Source organism: Methylotenera sp. G11 (assembly GCF_000799735.1).
GTDB lineage: Bacteria > Pseudomonadota > Gammaproteobacteria > Burkholderiales > Methylophilaceae > Methylotenera.
The window spans coordinates 1,426,752-1,444,795 of the sequence record NZ_JUHH01000001.1 but is presented as its reverse complement, the minus strand read 5'-3'; the positions used below and the strand labels follow the sequence as shown (position 1 = coordinate 1,444,795).

The 18,044-nt window shown below is 54.8% G+C and carries 16 protein-coding genes and 1 other RNA gene; all 17 read left to right on the top strand.

Annotated features, from left to right (window positions below; genetic code table 11):
- Nucleotides 1-67: 67 nt before the first annotated feature.
- The 17 genes from vapB (at nucleotide 68) to ftsA (ending at nucleotide 18,008) form a co-directional block, all read left to right on the top strand.
- Nucleotides 68-301, top strand: coding sequence for a type II toxin-antitoxin system VapB family antitoxin (vapB, locus tag GQ51_RS06575; RefSeq protein ID WP_047551329.1), 234 nt, complete (start codon nucleotides 68-70; stop codon nucleotides 299-301).
- A complete protein-coding gene (gene vapC, locus GQ51_RS06570) occupies nucleotides 301-705 on the top strand; it encodes a type II toxin-antitoxin system tRNA(fMet)-specific endonuclease VapC (protein ID WP_047551326.1) in 405 nt (134 codons plus the stop codon). Before vapB ends, vapC begins: the two co-directional genes overlap by 1 nt.
- Nucleotides 706-847: 142 nt before the next feature.
- An RNA gene (gene rnpB, locus GQ51_RS12085) (RNase P RNA component class A) lies at nucleotides 848-1,169 on the top strand.
- A gap of 443 nt (nucleotides 1,170-1,612) precedes the next feature.
- Nucleotides 1,613-2,059, top strand: a complete 447-nt coding sequence (gene mraZ / locus GQ51_RS06565; RefSeq protein WP_047551322.1) for a division/cell wall cluster transcriptional repressor MraZ — start codon at nucleotides 1,613-1,615, stop codon at nucleotides 2,057-2,059.
- Nucleotides 2,060-2,169: 110 nt separating this feature from the next.
- Nucleotides 2,170-3,135, top strand: a complete 966-nt coding sequence (gene rsmH, locus GQ51_RS06560) for a 16S rRNA (cytosine(1402)-N(4))-methyltransferase RsmH (protein ID WP_047553995.1) — start codon at nucleotides 2,170-2,172, stop codon at nucleotides 3,133-3,135.
- A complete protein-coding gene (gene ftsL / locus GQ51_RS06555; RefSeq protein ID WP_047551320.1) occupies nucleotides 3,132-3,476 on the top strand; it encodes a cell division protein FtsL in 345 nt (114 codons plus the stop codon). Before rsmH ends, ftsL begins: the two co-directional genes overlap by 4 nt.
- Before the next feature lie 2 nt (nucleotides 3,477-3,478).
- Nucleotides 3,479-5,203, top strand: coding sequence for a peptidoglycan D,D-transpeptidase FtsI family protein (locus GQ51_RS06550; RefSeq protein WP_047551318.1), 1,725 nt, complete (start codon nucleotides 3,479-3,481; stop codon nucleotides 5,201-5,203).
- On the top strand, nucleotides 5,200-7,986 hold the full coding sequence (gene murF, locus GQ51_RS06545; RefSeq protein ID WP_047551316.1) for a bifunctional UDP-N-acetylmuramoyl-L-alanyl-D-glutamate--2,6-diaminopimelate ligase MurE/UDP-N-acetylmuramoyl-tripeptide--D-alanyl-D-alanine ligase MurF: 2,787 nt from the start codon (nucleotides 5,200-5,202) through the stop codon (nucleotides 7,984-7,986). Before GQ51_RS06550 ends, murF begins: the two co-directional genes overlap by 4 nt.
- Nucleotides 7,987-7,997: 11 nt before the next feature.
- The gene (mraY, locus tag GQ51_RS06540; protein WP_047551313.1) at nucleotides 7,998-9,101 is read left to right on the top strand and encodes a phospho-N-acetylmuramoyl-pentapeptide-transferase; all 1,104 of its coding nucleotides are present in this window, start codon (nucleotides 7,998-8,000) and stop codon (nucleotides 9,099-9,101) included.
- A 14-nt stretch (nucleotides 9,102-9,115) separates the two neighbouring features.
- Nucleotides 9,116-10,474, top strand: coding sequence for a UDP-N-acetylmuramoyl-L-alanine--D-glutamate ligase (gene murD / locus GQ51_RS06535; protein ID WP_047551310.1), 1,359 nt, complete (start codon nucleotides 9,116-9,118; stop codon nucleotides 10,472-10,474).
- Entirely contained in the window at nucleotides 10,471-11,634 is a 1,164-nt protein-coding gene (ftsW, locus tag GQ51_RS06530) for a putative lipid II flippase FtsW (RefSeq protein WP_047551307.1), read from the top strand. Before murD ends, ftsW begins: the two co-directional genes overlap by 4 nt.
- Complete coding sequence (gene murG / locus GQ51_RS06525; protein ID WP_047551304.1) at nucleotides 11,631-12,707, top strand: undecaprenyldiphospho-muramoylpentapeptide beta-N-acetylglucosaminyltransferase; 1,077 nt, start codon at nucleotides 11,631-11,633, stop codon at nucleotides 12,705-12,707. Before ftsW ends, murG begins: the two co-directional genes overlap by 4 nt.
- Entirely contained in the window at nucleotides 12,704-14,098 is a 1,395-nt protein-coding gene (murC, locus tag GQ51_RS06520) for a UDP-N-acetylmuramate--L-alanine ligase (RefSeq protein ID WP_047551301.1), read from the top strand. Before murG ends, murC begins: the two co-directional genes overlap by 4 nt.
- A gap of 15 nt (nucleotides 14,099-14,113) precedes the next feature.
- Complete coding sequence (gene murB / locus GQ51_RS06515; protein WP_047551298.1) at nucleotides 14,114-15,034, top strand: UDP-N-acetylmuramate dehydrogenase; 921 nt, start codon at nucleotides 14,114-14,116, stop codon at nucleotides 15,032-15,034.
- Nucleotides 15,031-15,939, top strand: a complete 909-nt coding sequence (locus GQ51_RS06510) for a D-alanine--D-alanine ligase (RefSeq protein ID WP_047551294.1) — start codon at nucleotides 15,031-15,033, stop codon at nucleotides 15,937-15,939. Before murB ends, GQ51_RS06510 begins: the two co-directional genes overlap by 4 nt.
- On the top strand, nucleotides 15,929-16,750 hold the full coding sequence (locus GQ51_RS06505; RefSeq protein ID WP_047551292.1) for a cell division protein FtsQ/DivIB: 822 nt from the start codon (nucleotides 15,929-15,931) through the stop codon (nucleotides 16,748-16,750). The genes GQ51_RS06510 and GQ51_RS06505 overlap by 11 nt, the downstream gene beginning before the upstream one ends.
- 19 nt (nucleotides 16,751-16,769) lie before the next feature.
- A complete protein-coding gene (gene ftsA / locus GQ51_RS06500) occupies nucleotides 16,770-18,008 on the top strand; it encodes a cell division protein FtsA (protein WP_047551290.1) in 1,239 nt (412 codons plus the stop codon).
- Nucleotides 18,009-18,044 lie beyond the last annotated feature (36 nt).

Sequence of the window (18,044 nt, the reverse complement as noted above, 5' to 3'; positions counted from 1 at the left end):
GACTTGCGTGATGTTTTTGCCTTGCGGTATACTTTAGCTATATACAAACTTTGTATTGAGGTGAGGCATGACAATTACTACAGTATTTATCAATAATCGTACACAGGCGGTGCGTTTGCCCAGTGAGTTGCGCTTACCAAATGATGTGAAGCGTGTTGATGTGCGTGCGCGCGGCAATGAGCGGATTATTTCTCCGGTGGGGCAGGTTTGGGATAGCTTTTTCTTAAATGGCACAGCAGTGACGGACGACTTTCTTGAAACGCGAGCGTCGCAAACTCAGGCTGATCGGGAAGCGCTGTAATGCTGCGTTACTTGCTTGATACTAATATCGTCATCTATGTATTAAAGCGTCGCCCGATTGAAGTGCTGCAAACATTTAATCAACATGCACAGCATATGGCAATTTCGACCATTACTTTGGCAGAGTTGCTGCATGGGGCGGAAAAAAGTGCTAAGCCGGCTGAAAACCTGGCTGTGGTTGAAGACTTCTGTAGCCGGTTGGAAGTGCTGGCGTACACGCCAAAAGCCGCTCAACACTACGGCATGATACGTGCTAGCCTTGAGAAGGTTGGTGAGCCGATTGGTGTGAATGATTTACATATTGCCGCGCATGCCAGAAGCGAAGGGCTTGTTTTGGTCACTAATAATCTAAAAGAATTTGCAAAAGTACCCGCATTGCAATTGGAGAATTGGGTTAACTCTTAATTAGGCTAATTGCTTGGCCGTGTTAAAATACACTTGAAGCTGGCTAGACAGTCGCCGTCACGCTTTGCTTGCCAGTTTACTGGCGTAGCAAATTGGGGAAGACCTTCGCAATTAACTTACCAGTTTACTGGTTTAGTTGATTGGTGATGACCCTTGCGGTTATTGCGGTCTCCTTTAGGTGAGGGAGGAAAGTCCGGGCTGCATAGAGCGGGATGACGGTTAACGGCCGTCCGCTGAAAGCCGCAAGGTATAAGGCGAGGAATAGGGCCACAGAGACGAGCGTATTAAGTTACGGTGAAACGCGGTAACCTCCATCTGCAGCAAGACCAAATAGGCTGGCATTGACGTGGCTCGCGTTGCCAGCGGGTAGGTTGCTCGAGCGCATGAGTAATCATGCGCCTAGATGAATGACTGTCACGTGCAGCAATGCACGACAGAACCCGGCTTATCGGCCAGCTTCACTCTTTACTTGCCACTTTAGTGGCTTAGTAAATAGGGGAAGCCCTTCACGGGCTTTGTATCAATACGCTCCTTATTGTGTTGATGTGTTCCACGGACAAGCCATGAACTGGCTTTCTGTTATCACGGGTTGCCCGTTAAATTGTATTAATTTTCTCTTTCCATTTTCCGTAGCAACGGCAATTCAAATGCTTCTGTAAACATTCTAATATTCCACATTCACATAATTCGCTATGTTATTAATTTATAACGATTTTATATTTAGCACAAAAGTACGCTAAGTCATTGACATATAAAGAAAAAATACTAAAAAAAGGGCTTGCATTGCGCTTTTTTTTTATCTATAGTGCATATTAGTGGGGAAAAGTGGGTTTTTGTGGGTATTTTCCCTTTAGGTGGCGGTTAATCAGGGTTTGGCGGCTGGATTTTAAAGGGAAATAACTGACGTATGTTTCGCGGGGCGACATCATTAAGTTTGGATGCTAAGAGCAGACTCGCTGTGCCTACAAAGCACAGGGATGCGTTGCAGCTTGAGTGCGCCGGAAACTTGGTGCTGACCGCGCATCCGCACCGCTGTTTGCTGCTGTATCCGCAGCCTGCGTGGGAGCCGATCCAGGCTAAGCTGATGGCGCTGTCTTCGTTTGACAGGAACTCCAGTGCCTTGCAGCGTTTGCTGGTGGGTTTTGCAGAAGACGTAACGATGGATAGTGCTGGCCGCGTGCTGGTTTCTCCTGCGCTGCGCGACTTTGCCGGCTTGGGTAAGGAAATTATGCTGGTAGGCCAGGGCAGCCACTTTGAATTGTGGAGTATGGAAGCCTGGCGTGGCCAGCTTGAACAGGTAATGCAGGGTGATGGTTTTACCATGCCTGCGGAATTAGAGGGATTTTCGCTGTGACTAAGGGCGTGAAAAGCGCGCCCACCAAAGCATTATTGTCTTCAAAAAAAGCACCTTCCAAAACAGCGGGTTTGGAAGGCGCAAGTGAATTAGAAAAGTATCCCTTAGAAGTGTCAGCATCAAGTTCAAAATTAGATTCAGAATCAGCAAGCCCGCACATCACAGTGTTGCTGGATGAGGCTGTTCACGCCTTGTCAGTAAAATCAAACGGTACTTATATTGACGGTACATTCGGCCGTGGCGGCCATTCCAGAAAAATCCTGTCGCAATTGGGGCCGCACGGGCGTCTGATCGCTTTTGACCGTGACCTGGCAGCGATCGAGTCCGGCAAGGCTATCAGCGACCCCCGGTTCAGCATCATGCATAGCCACTTTGCCTCCATGCAGGCCAGGCTGGCTGATATCGGCGTAACGGCGGTAGACGGCATTTTGCTGGACTTGGGCATTTCATCGCCGCAAATCGACGATGCAGAGCGCGGTTTCAGTTTCAGGTACGATGCGCCGTTGGATATGCGCATGGATCAAAGCAGTGGGCAGACAGCGGCAGATTTTCTTGGCAGTACAACAGAGCAGCAGTTAGCGGAGGTTATAAAAAATTATGGTGAAGAACGGTTTGCTAAGTCGATTGCAAGGGCGATTGTTAAGGAGCGCGATGACGGGCGCGCCATCACCACTACCGGGCAGCTTGCCCAGGTCGTGGCAAACACAGTCACGCGGTTTGAGCCAGGGCAAAACCCAGCCACGCGCACATTTCAGGCTTTACGGATTTTCGTCAATCAGGAGCTTGAGGAACTATCGTTAACCTTGCCGCAGTGCCTTGCCTTGCTTAAACCGCAAGGCAGGCTGGCGGTCATCAGTTTTCATTCGCTTGAAGACCGTATCGTGAAGCAGTATATCCGCGATCAGGAAAACCGCGATGACCTGCCATCCAATTTTCCGGTGCGTGCTGCTGATCTGCCTCAGCCAAGATTAATCAGTGTTGGCAAGGCTGTGAAGCCGGGCGCAAAGGAAGTGAAGCTCAATCCGCGTTCGCGCAGTGCCGTGCTGCGTGTGGCAGAGAGGACGTCGGTCGCATGACTCGCCTCAATCTCGTTTTGTTTTTTGCACTGATGTTCTCGGCACTGGGGCTGGTGAATGCGCAGCATAAGGCACGCAAGCTTTATATAGAGCTTGACCAGTTGAGCCAGGCAGAGACGCAATATAACCAGGAATACGGCCAGTGGCAGCTGGAGCAGAGCACGTGGGCAATGCATTCGCGCATTGAGCAGATTGCCGCACAGCAATTGCAGATGCAGGTGCCTGATGCCAAGAGGATCCAGATTGTCAACTTGGCTAAAAACGCTGCGCAGCAGCCGGTGCAAGCGGCACCTGCGCAAGTTAAGCCTGCGCAGGACAAAAACGAGAGCGAGGTCAGGTAGCCATGGCGATCCCGATGCCTCTCGTGATTGTGAAGTTCCCGGCATGGCGCCGTCGCCTGTTGCTGGTGATGGTGCTGCTGGGTTTTGTTGCGCTGCTGGGCCGCAGCCTGTACCTGCAGAGCTTTCATAAGCGTTTCCTGCAGGAAAAAGGCGATGCGCGCTACAACCGCACCCTGGTACTGCCTTCGCAGCGCGGAAAGATCACGGACAGATACGGTGAGCTGCTGGCGATCAGTTCGCCGGTGGAGTCGGTATGGGCGAACCCTTCGGATGTAAAGATCGACGATAACCAGGCCAAAAAAATTGCCGGTTTGCTGGGCTTGAAAGTCGATGTGGTGAGCAAGAAGCTCGCAAACAGCGAGCGTGAATTCGTTTACCTGAAACGCCGCGTATCGCCTGAGCTGGCTGCTGAAGTCATGAAGCTCGGCGTCCCCGGGATTTACCTGCAGCGTGAATACAAGCGCTATTATCCAGCCGGCGAAGTGACCGCTCACCTTGTGGGCTTTACCGGTATTGATGACCAGGGTCAGGAAGGTTTTGAGCTCACCATGAACAAAACGCTTTCCGGCAAGAGCGGTAGCCGTAAAGTGATCAAAGACAGGGCCGGTCACATTATCGAAGACCTGGAAGCAGTCAAGGTTCCGCAGGATGGTCATGACGTGGTGCTTTCGATCGACCGCAGGATCCAGTATCTGGCGCATCGCGAGTTGGCCAAGGCCGTGGATAAATATAAGGCAAAAGCCGGCGCGGCCATTGTGCTGGATGCTAAGACCGGTGAAGTGCTGGCAATGGCAAATGTGCCGACTTACAACCCGAACAATCCGGTCAATATCCAGGGTAAGTCGCGCAACCGCGCCATTACCGATGTGTTTGAACCAGGTTCGACCATGAAAACGGTCACGGCAGCTGCAGCGCTGGAATCCGGTAAATACCAGCCGGACACCAAGATACAGACTGCGCCCGGCTATATGAGCATAGGCCCGGCCACCATTCACGATGCACATCCGCATGGCGTGCTGACTGTGGCAGAAGTGATACAGAAATCTTCGAATGTGGGTGCGGCAAAAATGGCGCTTTCGCTTGATCGCCAGTATATGTGGGGCGTATTCAACATGATCGGCTTCGGTGCAAAAACCCGCATCGGCTTTCCCGGTGAAGCCGCCGGCAGGCTGCGCGATTATAAGACCTGGCGTCCGATTGAGCAGGCGACCATGTCTTACGGCCATGGCATCAGCGTAACGCTATTGCAGCTGGCGCGGTCATATACCGTGTTTGCGAATGATGGCGAGTTGAAGCCGGTGTCGCTGCTCAAGCTGAAGGAAGCTCCGGTCGGCACGCAAGTGTTTACGGCCAGTACCGCGCATTATGTGAAAGACATGCTGGAAATGGTGGTGCTGCCGGGCGGTACCGCACTTAAAGCGCAGGTGGCGGGCTACAGGGTGGCCGGCAAGACCGGCACCACGCACAAACTCGGTGACCATGGCTATGAAAAAAGCAAGTATGTGGGCTCTTTTGTCGGTATGGCGCCAGCGTCGAATCCGCGCCTGATCATGGCGGTGATGATTGATGATCCAAGCAGCGGCGAATACTACGGCGGCACGGTGGCTGCGCCTGTATTCAGTGCCGTGATGGCGGATGCGCTGCGCATGCTGGCGATCCCGCAGGATGCGCCTAATGACAATGTCGTGATTCAGGGCGATGTTGCGGAAGTGCAGGAGAGTATATGACCGTACTCTCGACATTGAACCTGGAATTCAGCGCCATTACAGCAGACAGCCGCAAGGTGCAGCCTGGGGCGTTGTTCCTGGCTTATCCCGGCGTGCATAGCGATGGCCGCAATTATATTGCACAGGCCATTCAGGCTGGGGCTGCCGCAATTGCCTGGGAAAGCAGCGGTTTTGCATGGAATCCGGCTTGGAACATTGCAAACGCAGGCGTGCCGGGCCTGAAAGAGCAGGTGGGTGAGATCGCCGCCGAATACTACGGGCATCCATCACGGAAACTGAGCATGGTCGGCGTGACCGGGACTAACGGCAAGACTTCGGTTAGCCAGTGGATTGCACAGGCTTTGACGGCGCTCGGCCAGAAAACAGCCGTGATCGGCACCATAGGCAACGGTTTTGTGGATGCACAGCATGCAGCCAGCAACACTACGCCGGATGCGATTCTGCTGCAAGGCATGCTGGCGGATTTTGCTGCGCAGGGTGCCAGCGCGGTGGCGATGGAGGTGTCATCGCATGGCCTGCATCAGGGCAGGGTCAATAGCGTGGAGTTCGATGTAGCGGTGCTGACCAACCTGAGCCGTGATCACCTGGACTACCATGAAACCATGGAAGAATATGCGGCGGCCAAAGAGCTTCTGTTCACTTGGCCGGGTTTGCGCATGTCCGTCATCAATGCGGATGACGCTTTTGGCCGGCGCATTGCCGGCAAGCTGAATGCGCAGGCGAAGCCGCTGCTCACTTACGGCATCACTGAAGGCGATGTGCGTGCAACCAGCCTGCAACTGCATCAGCATGGCTTGAGCATGCAGGTCATTACGCCGCAGGGTGATGCGCTGGTCAATGCAGCGGTGCTTGGTCGTTTTAATGCCTATAACGTATTGGCGGTGCTGGCTGCCTTGCTGGCATTGAAAGTCGATTTGCAGGCGGCGGTAGCCGCCATTGCAAAAATCAGACCGGTACCGGGGCGCATGCAGCAATTTGGCGGTAGTGACAAGCCGTTGGTGGTTGTGGATTATGCACATACGCCGGATGCGCTGGAAAAAGTGCTGTCTACCCTGCGCGAGCAAACAACAGGTCAGCTGATCTGCGTATTCGGCTGCGGCGGTGACCGCGATCCCGGCAAGCGCCCGTTAATGGGTGCTGTGGCCGCACGTCTGGCAGATAGTGTGATCGTGACTTCAGATAACCCGCGCAGCGAAGATCCTGCCGCCATCATTGCGCAAGTAGTAGGCGGAATCGCTAAACCATACCTGGCCGAGCCGGACCGTGCAGCAGCAATCAGGCAGGCGGTGCAATCGGCACGCGGCGGCGACATTGTGCTGGTGGCTGGCAAAGGGCATGAAGACTATCAGGAAATTGCAGGCGTGAAAACGCCATTCAGCGACGCCGCTGAGGCACTGGCGGCGCTGCATGAATATAAGGCGAATACGATGATGCAATTGGCCGAGGCCGCAGATGTGCTGGATGCGAAGCTGCTGGGCGCTGATGTAGCGTTTGAGCGCGTAGGCAGTGATAGCCGCAGTATTGAAGCGGGGCAGTTATTCGTTGCGCTTAAAGGCGAACACTTTGACGGCAATGCATTTGCTGCCGAAGCCATCAATAAAGGCGCCGCAGCCGTGATGGTATCGGATGCGGCAACCGCCGCCCGGCCTGCGCTGCTGGTGAAAGACACGCGCCTGGCACTGGGCGAGCTTGCAAAATACTGGCGCGGCAAGTTCAGTGCGCCGGTCATCGGTATTACCGGCAGCAACGGCAAAACCACAACCAAGGAAATGCTCACGGCTATCCTGGCGGCGGCAACCGGTGATGCGGACAAAGTGCATGCCACCTACGGCAACCTGAATAATGACATTGGCCTGCCGCTGACGCTGCTCAAGATCAAGCTGCACCATCAATATGTGGTAGCAGAAATGGGCATGAACCACCTGGGCGAGATCGATTACCTGACGCACATCGCCAGGCCGAATGTGGCGGTGATTAACAACGCAAACACAGCGCATATCGGTGAGCTGGGCTCGCGTGAAAATATCGCGCGTGCCAAGGGTGAGATATTCGCCGGCCTGCAAGCCGGCGGTATCGCCGTGATCAACGCAGACAACGATTTTGCTGCGTACTGGCAAACCCTGAATACAGGCAGGAAAGTCGTGACATTTGGTTTGAAACAGCAGGCCGATGTAATGGCTGTTTATCAGGAACAGGCGGGTGTAAGCCGGGTCACCCTGACGACGCCGAACGGGCAAGTCAGTTTTGAACTGAAAGTGGAAGGCGTGCATAACATCAGCAATGCCCTGGCTGCGAGCGCCACCGCATACGCACTGGGCATCGGCAATGCCGATATTGCAAAAGGCCTGCAAAGCTTTGGCGGCGTTTATGGCCGGCTTGAGCGCAAGGTTGCGGTCAATGGCGCCGTCCTGATTGATGACACGTATAACGCGAACCCGGATTCGATGAAAGCCGCGATCGATGTGCTGGCGAAGCAGGCCGGCGAAAAGCTGCTGGTACTGGGCGACATGGGCGAGCTTGGCGCAGATGCGCAGAAAATGCATGCGGAAATCGGCGCTTATGCAAAAGCGGCCGGGCTGGCGGCATTGTATTGCCTGGGGCAGTCAAGCAAGGAGATGGTGAAGGCATTCGGCGCGGGTGCCCGGCACTTTGACTCACCGGAAGCGGTTGCCGCAGCAGTGCTGCCGCAACTGGATAAGAACAGCACGGTACTGGTAAAAGGGTCACGTTTCATGCGTATGGAGCGCGTGGTCAGTCTGCTGGTGGCAAAACAGGAAGTATAGGGAGAAAAATTATGTTACTTGAACTGGCAAGGTGGTTAGCACATGACGTCCGTGGCTTTAATGTATTCAATTACATTACATTGCGCGCTGTGCTCGCCACGCTTACGTCCCTGACGATCTCATTTGTTATGGGGCCGGCGCTGATCCGTAAGCTGACCTACTACAAGGTTGGCCAGTCAGTGCGCGATGACGGCCCGCAGACGCATCTGGTCAAAGCCGGCACACCTACCATGGGCGGTGCGCTGATTCTGATTTCAATCGCAATTTCCACTTTGCTGTGGGCAGACTTGAGCAACAGGTTTGTATGGGTGGTGCTGTTTACCACCCTCGGTTTCGGCATCATCGGCTGGGTGGATGACTGGCGCAAAGTGGTGCACCGTAACCCTAAAGGGTTGTCGGCCAAAGAAAAATACTTCTGGCAGTCTGTCGTTGGTTTCAGTGTGGCTGTGTTTCTGCAGCAGACTGCAACCGTGCCGGCTGAAACGACCCTGCTGATCCCATTCTTTAAAAGCCTGGTGATTCCGATGAGTGGCCTGGCCTTTATCGTGCTGACTTACCTGGTAGTGGTTGGCAGCAGCAATGCCGTGAACCTGACCGATGGCCTGGATGGCCTGGCCATCCTGCCCACGGTCATGGTGGCAGGCGCGCTGGCGATATTCGCTTACGTGACCGGCCACTTCTACTTTGCCAAGTATCTGTCCATTCCTTACGTACCGGGTGCCGGTGAGCTGATGGTGTTCTGCGCGGCTATGGTGGGTGCGGGCCTGGGTTTCCTGTGGTTTAACGCCTATCCGGCCGAAGTGTTCATGGGGGATGTAGGCGCACTGGCCCTGGGCGCTGCCCTGGGCATTGTGGCCGTGATCGTGCGCCAGGAAATCATTCTGTTCATCATGGGCGGCGTATTCGTGGTGGAGACATTCTCGGTGGCAATACAGGTGCTGTATTTTAAATACACTAAAAGCAAAACCGGTGTCGGCAAGCGCATTTTCCTGATGGCGCCGCTGCACCATCATTATGAGCAAAAAGGCTGGAAAGAGACACAGGTCGTTGTGCGTTTCTGGATCATCAGCATGATGCTGGTGCTGATCGGCCTGGCCAGCCTGAAGATTAGATAGGTAAAGATTTAAACATGACGATCGCGTTAAAAGATAAACAGGTATTGGTGCTGGGGCTGGGAGAGACAGGCCTGTCCGCATTGCGCTGGCTGCACGGCCATGGCGCACGTTTGTCTGTTGCCGATACACGCGATAACCCGCCAGGCGTAGCAGCGCTGACAGCAGAGTTTCCACAGGTGAAGCTGCATACAGGAGCCTTTGCTGCCGAGATGTTTGCAGGCGCCGAGCTGGTGGTTGCCAGTCCGGGCGTGCCCTTGAGCGAGCCTGAAGTGCAGGCGGCAATTCAGCGCGGCGTCCCTGTTGTCGGTGATGTCGAGCTGTTTGCACAATATCGCCCGGCTGATGCCAGGGTCATTGCCATTACCGGTGCCAACGGTAAAACCACGGTGACAACCCTGGTCGGTGAAATGTGCAAAGCGGCAGGCTTGAAAACGATCGTAGCCGGCAATATCGGCTTGCCGGTGCTGGATGCCTTGAGCATGGATGCGCCGGACGTCTATGTGCTGGAGCTTTCCAGCTTTCAGCTGGAAACCACCAGTAATTTAGTAGTGGATGCGGCAACCATGCTCAACCTGTCTGAAGACCACATGGACAGGTATGCCGGCATGCAGGACTATGCAATCGCGAAAGCGCGTATTTTCTATAATGCCAGGCTGCAGGTGCTGAACCGTGACGATGCCTGGAGCATGCTGATGGCGCGCACTAAACTGCCGCAGGTGACGTTCGGCCTCGATGCAGGCGAAGACGAATGCAGTTATGGCTTGAGAGATATAGAAGGTGAAACCTGGCTGTGCTGCGGTGAGCATGAGCTCATGAATATGCGCGACCTCAAGATCAGCGGGCTGCATAACGCAGCGAACGCACTGGCGGCGATTGCACTGTGTCGCGGCATCGGTATGGATTATGTCCCTATCATCCAGACGCTTTATAACTTCAAAGGTTTGCCGCATCGCGTGGAGTGGGTGGCAGAGGTTGACGACGTTGATTACTTTGATGACTCCAAGGGCACCAATGTAGGCGCCACTTGTGCTGCGCTTTCCGGTCTGTCGCAGAAAGTGGTGCTGATCGCGGGCGGCGACGGCAAGGGGCAGGACTTCTCGCCACTGAAACAGCCGGTTGCTGATAATGCCCGCGCAGTGGTACTGATCGGCCGCGATGCGGCATTGATCGAGGCGGAGCTGCTGGAAACCGGAGTGGCCCTGTATCATGCCGCAGACCTGCCGGAAGCGGTGAATATTGCCAGGAAACTGGCGCAGGCAGGCGATGCCGTATTGCTGTCACCGGCATGCGCCAGTTTTGATATGTTCAGGAATTATGTGCATCGCGCAGAAGTGTTTGTGGATGCGGTTAAACGTCTGGAGCAGAGACCATGATGGTAACCATGCTCAACCGTGACCGTATCAACGCGCCTAATTATGACCAGGGTTTATTGTGGGTCACGCTGATTTTATTGGGGATAGGCCTGGTAATGGTCTATTCGGCATCCATTGCCATTGCTGAAGCCGATAAGGCTGTCGGCAATAACAGCAGCTATTACCTGGTGCGCCAGGCCATTTTCATGGTGGTGAGCCTGGGCGCAGCATTCGTCGCGTTCAATATCCCCGTGGCATGGTGGCAGAAAATGGCGCCTTACCTGTTCCTGGTAGGCCTGGCGCTGCTGGTGCTGGTGCTGGTGCCTGGCATTGGCCGCGTGGTCGGCGGCAGCCGTCGCTGGCTGTCCCTGTTTGTGATCAACCTGCAGCCGTCAGAGTTCATGAAGCTGTTTGCCGCCATGTATGTGGCCGATTACACCGTGCGCAAGGCCGCGGTGATGGATAGCTTTAAAAAAGGCTTCATGCCCATGCTGTTTGTCATGCTGCTGGTAGGCGGCCTGCTGCTCGCAGAGCCTGACTTCGGGGCATTTGCCGTCATTGCGGCGATCTCGATTTCCATTCTGTGGCTGGGCGGTATCAATGGCCGTATCTTCGGCGGTTTGATCGTGCTGCTCGTGATCGGTTTCATCTTCCTGATCTGGAGTTCTCCTTACCGCCTTGAACGCGTCATCGGCTTTATGGATCCATGGGCAGACCCCTATGGCAAGGGCTACCAGTTGTCGCACGCGCTGATTGCATTCGGCCGCGGCGAATGGCTGGGCGTAGGCCTGGGTGCCAGCGTGGAGAAACTGCTGTACCTGCCTGAGGCACATACTGACTTTTTACTGGCAGTGATCGCAGAAGAGCTCGGGTTTACGGGTGTGGTCACCGTGGTTGGCCTGTTTGCCTGGATCGTGCTGCGGGCATTCGGCATGGCGAAAGAAGCGATCGAGAATGAACGCTATTTTGCGGCTTTACTGGCACAGGGCCTGGGTGTGTGGATCGGTGTGCAGGGCATTATCAATATGGGCGTGAATATGGGGCTGCTGCCAACCAAAGGCCTGACGCTGCCTCTGCTCTCATTTGGCGGCAGCGGCATTCTGGCAAATTGCATTGCGATGGCGATATTGCTGCGCATCGACTTCGAGAATCGCAGGTTGCAGAAAGGTTTGCCGGTATGAGTAAACCAGTCACAAAAACCTTGATGGTGATGGCGGGCGGTACCGGTGGCCATGTCTATCCGGCCATGGCGGTGGCAGATCATTTGCAGGCCGAAGGCTGGCAGGTCGTATGGCTATGCACAGCCGGCGGTATGGAAAACCGCCTGATAGAAGGCAAGGGCTACAGCAAAGCCATGATCCATATGCAGGGAGTGCGCGGCAAAGGACTGCTGGGCTGGCTGCTGCTGCCGGTGAAACTAATCAAAGCCTTTAGCCAGAGCATGCATGCCATCAGGCAGCATCAGCCTGATGTGGTGCTGGGTATGGGGGGCTTTGCGGCCTTCCCGGGTGGGTTCATGGCGAAACTGCTGGGTAAGCCACTGGTGATACATGAACAGAATTCAGTCGCGGGTTTAACCAACAAGGTGCTGGCAAAAATCGCTGACCACGTGCTGGCGGCATTTCCTGCCGCATTCGGCGACAAGGCGATACTGGTAGGTAACCCGGTACGTGCGGATATTGCACATCTGGCGCCGCCGGAATCACGTTTTGCAGGGCGCGAAGATGCGCTGCGTATCTTGGTGGTTGGCGGCAGTCTGGGTGCGCATGCCTTGAACGAGGCGATTCCGCAGGCGCTGGCTAGGCTGCCGGCAGAACAGCGGCCGCAGGTGGTTCACCAGAGCGGCGTCAAGCATATCGATGCCTTGAAAAGCAATTATGCAAAAGCCGGTGTGGCTGTGGATGCACGTGCATTTATAGAGGATATGGCAGAAATGTATGCATGGGCGGATTTTGTGGTCTGCCGTTCTGGCGCGCTGACCGTGGCGGAAGTCTCGGCTGTAGGCCTTGGGGCGCTGATGGTGCCGTTTCCGTTTGCGGTGGATGACCACCAGACGACCAATGCCGCTTATCTGGCAGAGGCTGGCGCGGCGCTGCTGATAAAACAGGATGAGCTGAGTGTGGAAAAACTGGCTGGAATATTGGGCAGCCTCAGCCGCGAACAATGCCTGGATATGGCAAGAAAAGCACGTGCATTAGGCAAGCCGGAAGCGACTGCCAATGTGTCCGTGATCTGCAAGGAGGTAGCACGATGAAACATAAAGTGAAAAATGTGCATTTCGTGGGTATCGGCGGCTCCGGTATGAGCGGCATTGCAGAAGTGCTGATCAATCTGGACTTCAGCGTGTCCGGTTCAGACCTGGCTGCAAACGCCACCACCAGGCGTCTGGCAGGTTTCGGTGCAGCGATATACCAGGGGCATGCGGAAGCCAATGTAAAAGACGCGGATGTGGTCGTGGTGTCTTCAGCCGTCAATGAAGAGAACCCGGAAGTGAAAGCTGCCAGGGCGAAGAAGATACCGGTAGTGCCACGGGCATTGATGCTGGCAGAACTCATGCGTTTCAGGCAGGGCATTGCCGTGGCCGGGACACACGGCAAAACGACAACCACCAGCCTGATCGCGAGCATCCTGGCTGAGGCTGGCATGGATCCGACATTTGTGATCGGCGGCAAGCTGGAAGCCGCAAATGCAAATGCCAAGCTTGGTACGGGTGAATACATCGTGGCCGAGGCGGATGAATCGGACGCGTCATTCCTGCATCTGACACCGGTCATGGCGGTGGTGACGAATATTGACCAGGATCACATGGATACCTATGAGCACAGTTTCGAGAAACTCAAGAGTGCATTTGTAGAGTTTCTGCAGCAGCTGCCGTTCTGGGGCATGGCTGTGGTGTGTGTCGATGATGCCAATATCCGCGAGATCCTGCCGCGTGTCACCAAGCCTGTCATGACCTACGGCTTGAGCGAAGATGCCAGGATACGTGCAAAGGGCGTGCGTGCCGAAAACGGCAGGATGCATTTTACGGTGCAGCGTATTAATGGCGTGACGACTGAATTTGATGTGACCCTGAACCTGCCGGGCAATCATTATGTGCTGAATGCTTTGGCAGCGATCGCGATCGCCAGTGAGCTCAATGTGCCGGATGCGGCCATTATCAAGGCGCTCAGGGAGTTTAAGGGCGTAGGCAGGCGTTTCGAGCGTTATGGTGAAATCGCCGCAAAATCAGGCGGCACATTCACCCTGATCGATGACTACGGCCACCACCCGGTGGAAATGCAGGCCGTGATTGCAGCGGCACGCGGCGCGTTTCCGAACCGCCGCCTGGTGATGGCGTTTCAGCCGCATCGTTACACACGGACCCGCGACTGTTTTGAAGATTTTGTAAAAGTACTGTCCGGCGCCGATGTGGTGATGCTGACAGAAGTGTATTCCGCAGGCGAAGCGCCAATCGTTGCGGCAGATACGCGTTCGCTGATTCGCGCGATTCGCGTTGCAGGCAAGGTAGAGCCTATGTTTGTGGAAACCACGGATGAATTGCCGCAGGTGATACTGGATGTTGCACAGGATGCGGATGTAGTGATTGTAATGGGGGCAGGTTCTATCGGGCAGGTTGCCGCAAAAACCAGAGACCTGGCAAATTAGAGACTAGACAAAACAATGAAGCCGCATAACGGAAAATTACTGTTGAACGAACCCCTGGCACGCTATACCAGCTGGCGTGTGGGTGGTTGTGCCGATCAGTTTTACATTCCTGCCGGGCTGGATGATTTGTGTGCATTCCTGCAAAGCCTGGATGCCGGCGAACCGATCAATTTTATTGGGCTGGGCTCTAACCTGCTGGTGCGTGATGGCGGTGTGCGCGGCACGGTGGTGCTCATGCATAACGTGCTGACAGCACAACGTATGGATGGTGACCTGGTGTATGCCGAGGCCGGAGTGACCTGCGCAAAACTGGCAAAGTTCTGCGCAAAAGAGGCAAAACAGGGGGCTGAATTTTTTGCAGGCATCCCCGGTACATTAGGCGGTGCGCTGGCGATGAATGCGGGCTGTTATGGCAGCGAGACCTGGAATGTGGTGAAACGTGTGACTACCGTTAACCGGCGCGGTGAATTGAATACGCGTGATGCTGCCGAGTTTGTGCCGACTTACCGCCATATCGCAATGCCGGTGGCGGACGAGTGGTTTGTAGCGGCATGGCTGCAGCTGGCACAGGGCGATGCGCAGGAGGCGACACAGAAGATCAAGGCTTTGCTGGCGAAAAGGCTGGCTTCACAGCCTTTGAACCTGCCAAGTGCCGGGTCTACCTTCAGGAATCCGGAAGGGGATTATGCAGCGCGGCTGATTGAGGCAAGCGGCTTGAAAGGATACACCATAGGCGGTGCGCAGGTTTCGGAGAAACATGCCAATTTCATTGTGAATATCGGCGGTGCCACTGCACTGGATATTGAACTGTTGATTAAACATATGCGTGAAACCGTATTGCAGAAGCAGGGCGTGGCATTGCAGCAGGAAGTGAAAGTGCTTGGCGAGCTGAAAACAGGCGAGCAAGGGAAAAGTGAAATAGAGGTAAGGAAATGATGCGTAATTTTGGCAAAGTAGCCGTGTTGTTTGGCGGTAAATCCGGTGAGCGCGAGGTTTCACTGAAAAGCGGTTCAGCTGTGCTGGCGGCACTGCAAAGGCAGGGCGTCGATGCGCACGCTTTTGATCCGGCAACACGCCCGCTGCATGACCTGGAGGGTTTTGACCGTGCCATGATTTCATTGCATGGCCGTTTCGGTGAAGACGGAGCAATGCAGGGGGCGCTGGAATTACTTGGGATCCCTTATACCGGCAGTGGCGTTATGGCGTCGGCAATCGGCATGGATAAATGGCGTACCAAAATGATCTGGTCAGCGGCGGGTATCAGTACCCCGGCATTTGAACTGGTAAAGGCGGACTCGGATTTCGCTGCGATTGAAAAAAGGCTGGGCTTGCCTTTGTTTGTAAAACCGGCGAATGAAGGCTCCAGCATCGGTATCAGCAAGGTGAAACAGGCCGGTGGCTTGCAGGCGGCCTATGAACTGGCGGCAAAATCTGACCCGCTGGTGATCGCCGAGCAGTTTGTAGGCGGCGGTGAATACACCGTTGGCATACTCGGCGATAAAGCACTGCCGATCGTACGCATCGTGCCGAAAAATGAATTCTACGATTTTGAAGCGAAATACCTGCGTGACGATACTGAGTATCTATGCCCATGCGGTTTGAGCGCAGAAAAAGAAGCGCAGATCCAGCAGGAGGCATTGCAGGCTTTCAACGCAATCGGATGCAGGGGCTGGGGGCGCGTTGACTTTTTGATGGATGAAGCAGGCAGGCATTACTTTCTGGAGGTGAATACCAGCCCGGGCATGACAGACCATAGCCTGGTGCCGATGGCGGCAAAAGCCAGCGGCATCGGTTTTGATGAACTGGTGATACGTATATTGGAGCTTGCACATGTGGCATAAGCCCACATTATTGAATTGGATTGCCAACCTGCTGTTTGCGCTTAGCGTTGTGGTCATGCTGTACGCCGTACTTTACGTGGTCGTGCATCTGCCGATTTTCCCGCTGCGTGAAGTGAAGGTGGATGGGCAGCTCAATCATGTGAGCCGTGAACAGGTGCAGTTGATCGTAGCAAAACATTTGAAAGGTAATTTCTTTACGCTGGACCTGATCAAGGCGCGTGATGCATTTGAAAAGCTGCCATGGGCACGCAAGGTCAGCGTGCGCCGCCGCTGGCCGGATAAGCTGGAGGTGATGATAGAAGAGCATCAGGCTGTAGCGCGCTGGAGCACTGTCGCCCTCGTGAACCGGCAGGGCGAGCTGTTTCATGCTGCGTCCGGCAGCGACCTGCCGGTGTTTTATGGGCCAAGTGACGGGGTGATAGAAGTGGCTTCGCAATATGACGCATTTAACAAGGTGCTGAAAACGGCAAACCTGCAAGTCGTGACACTGGCGCTGACGCCAAGGCGTGCCTGGCAGATCACAACGAACAACGGCATCGTGGTTGAGCTGGGCCGTACGGACATGCAAGCGCGCCTGGAGAAGTTTGCCAAAGTTTATAACAGCACGATTGCGGGTTTGAATAAGAAAATCACTTATGCGGATTTACGTTACCCGAACGGGTTTGCGGTGCGTAGACCTACAGAAGGCGCGAAGTTGCCCCAGCCTGTTGCAGCAGGCCTGGCAATTAATGCAGTAAAAGGGGAAACCAAGCAGGCCAGTGGTAAAAGATTAATCGACACCAGCAGTAAGCAGACAAAGACCGTGACCTGATTCACGGAAGGGATGAATAATGAGCAGAATCAAAGAAGATCAGAATTTAATCGTGGGCCTGGATATAGGCACCTCTAAAATCGTCGCCATCGTGGCCGAATTGCAGCCGGAAGGCACGCTGAAAGTAATTGGCCTTGGCCAGCACGTTTCACGCGGCCTTAAAAAAGGCGTGGTGGTGAATATCGAATCCACCATGCAATCCATACAGCGCGCGCTGGAAGAAGCGGAGCTGATGGCGGATTGCAAAATCAACAATGTGTTTACCGGCATAGCCGGCAGCCATATCAAAAGCCTGAATTCACACGGCATGGTAAAGATCAAGGATGCAGAAGTTTCGCAGATGGATGTGGATCGCGTCGTCGAGACTGCGCGTGCCATAGCTTTGCCGGCTGACCAGCAGATACTGCATATCCTGACGCAGGAATTCATTATAGACGGCCAGGAAGACGTGCGTGAGCCCTTGGGCATGAGCGGCATGAAGCTGGAAGTGAAAGTGCATATCGTGACCGGTGCCGTTGCAGCCGCACAGAATATCGTGAAATGCATCAAGCGCTGCGGCATCGAGGTGAGTGACCTGATATTGCAGCCGCTGGCATCCAGCCTTGCCGTGCTGACGGAAGATGAAAAAGAGCTGGGCGTCTGCCTCGTGGACATCGGCGGCGGTACGACGGACATCGCCGTATTCAAGCAGGGGGCTATTCGCCATACGGCGGTAGTGCCGATTGCGGGTGACCAGATGACCAATGATGTGGCGGTGGCTTTCCGCACGCCTACGCAGGCAGCAGAAGAAATCAAGATCAAGCACGGTTGCGCATTGCGCCAGCTGGCTGATCCGCGCGAGATCGTGGAAGTGCCGGGTGTTGATGGCCGTGATCCGCGCCAGCTGTCGGTACAGACGCTGGCGGAAGTGCTGGAACCGCGCATCGTCGAGCTGTATGAGCTGGTGCTCAATGAACTGCGCCGCAGCGGCATGGAAGAAATGATCGCATCCGGCATCGTCATTACCGGCGGCTCAGCAATGATGCGCGGCATGGTGGAGCTGGGTGAGGAAATATTCCATATGCCGGTACGTTTAGGCATGCCGCGCTATGTCGGCGGTTTATCTGAAGTGATTAGCAACCCGCGCTATGCAACGGGCGTGGGACTGGTGCTGATGGGCAAGCAGCAGCTGGAGCGGCACTTGAGCGGACAGATGGAATCCAGTTCATTCGGCAGGATCATGGACAAGATGAAAAGCTGGTTCCAGGGCAATTTTTAGTAGTTAGCAAGTGTAAAGCAGTAAAAAAGAGTAATT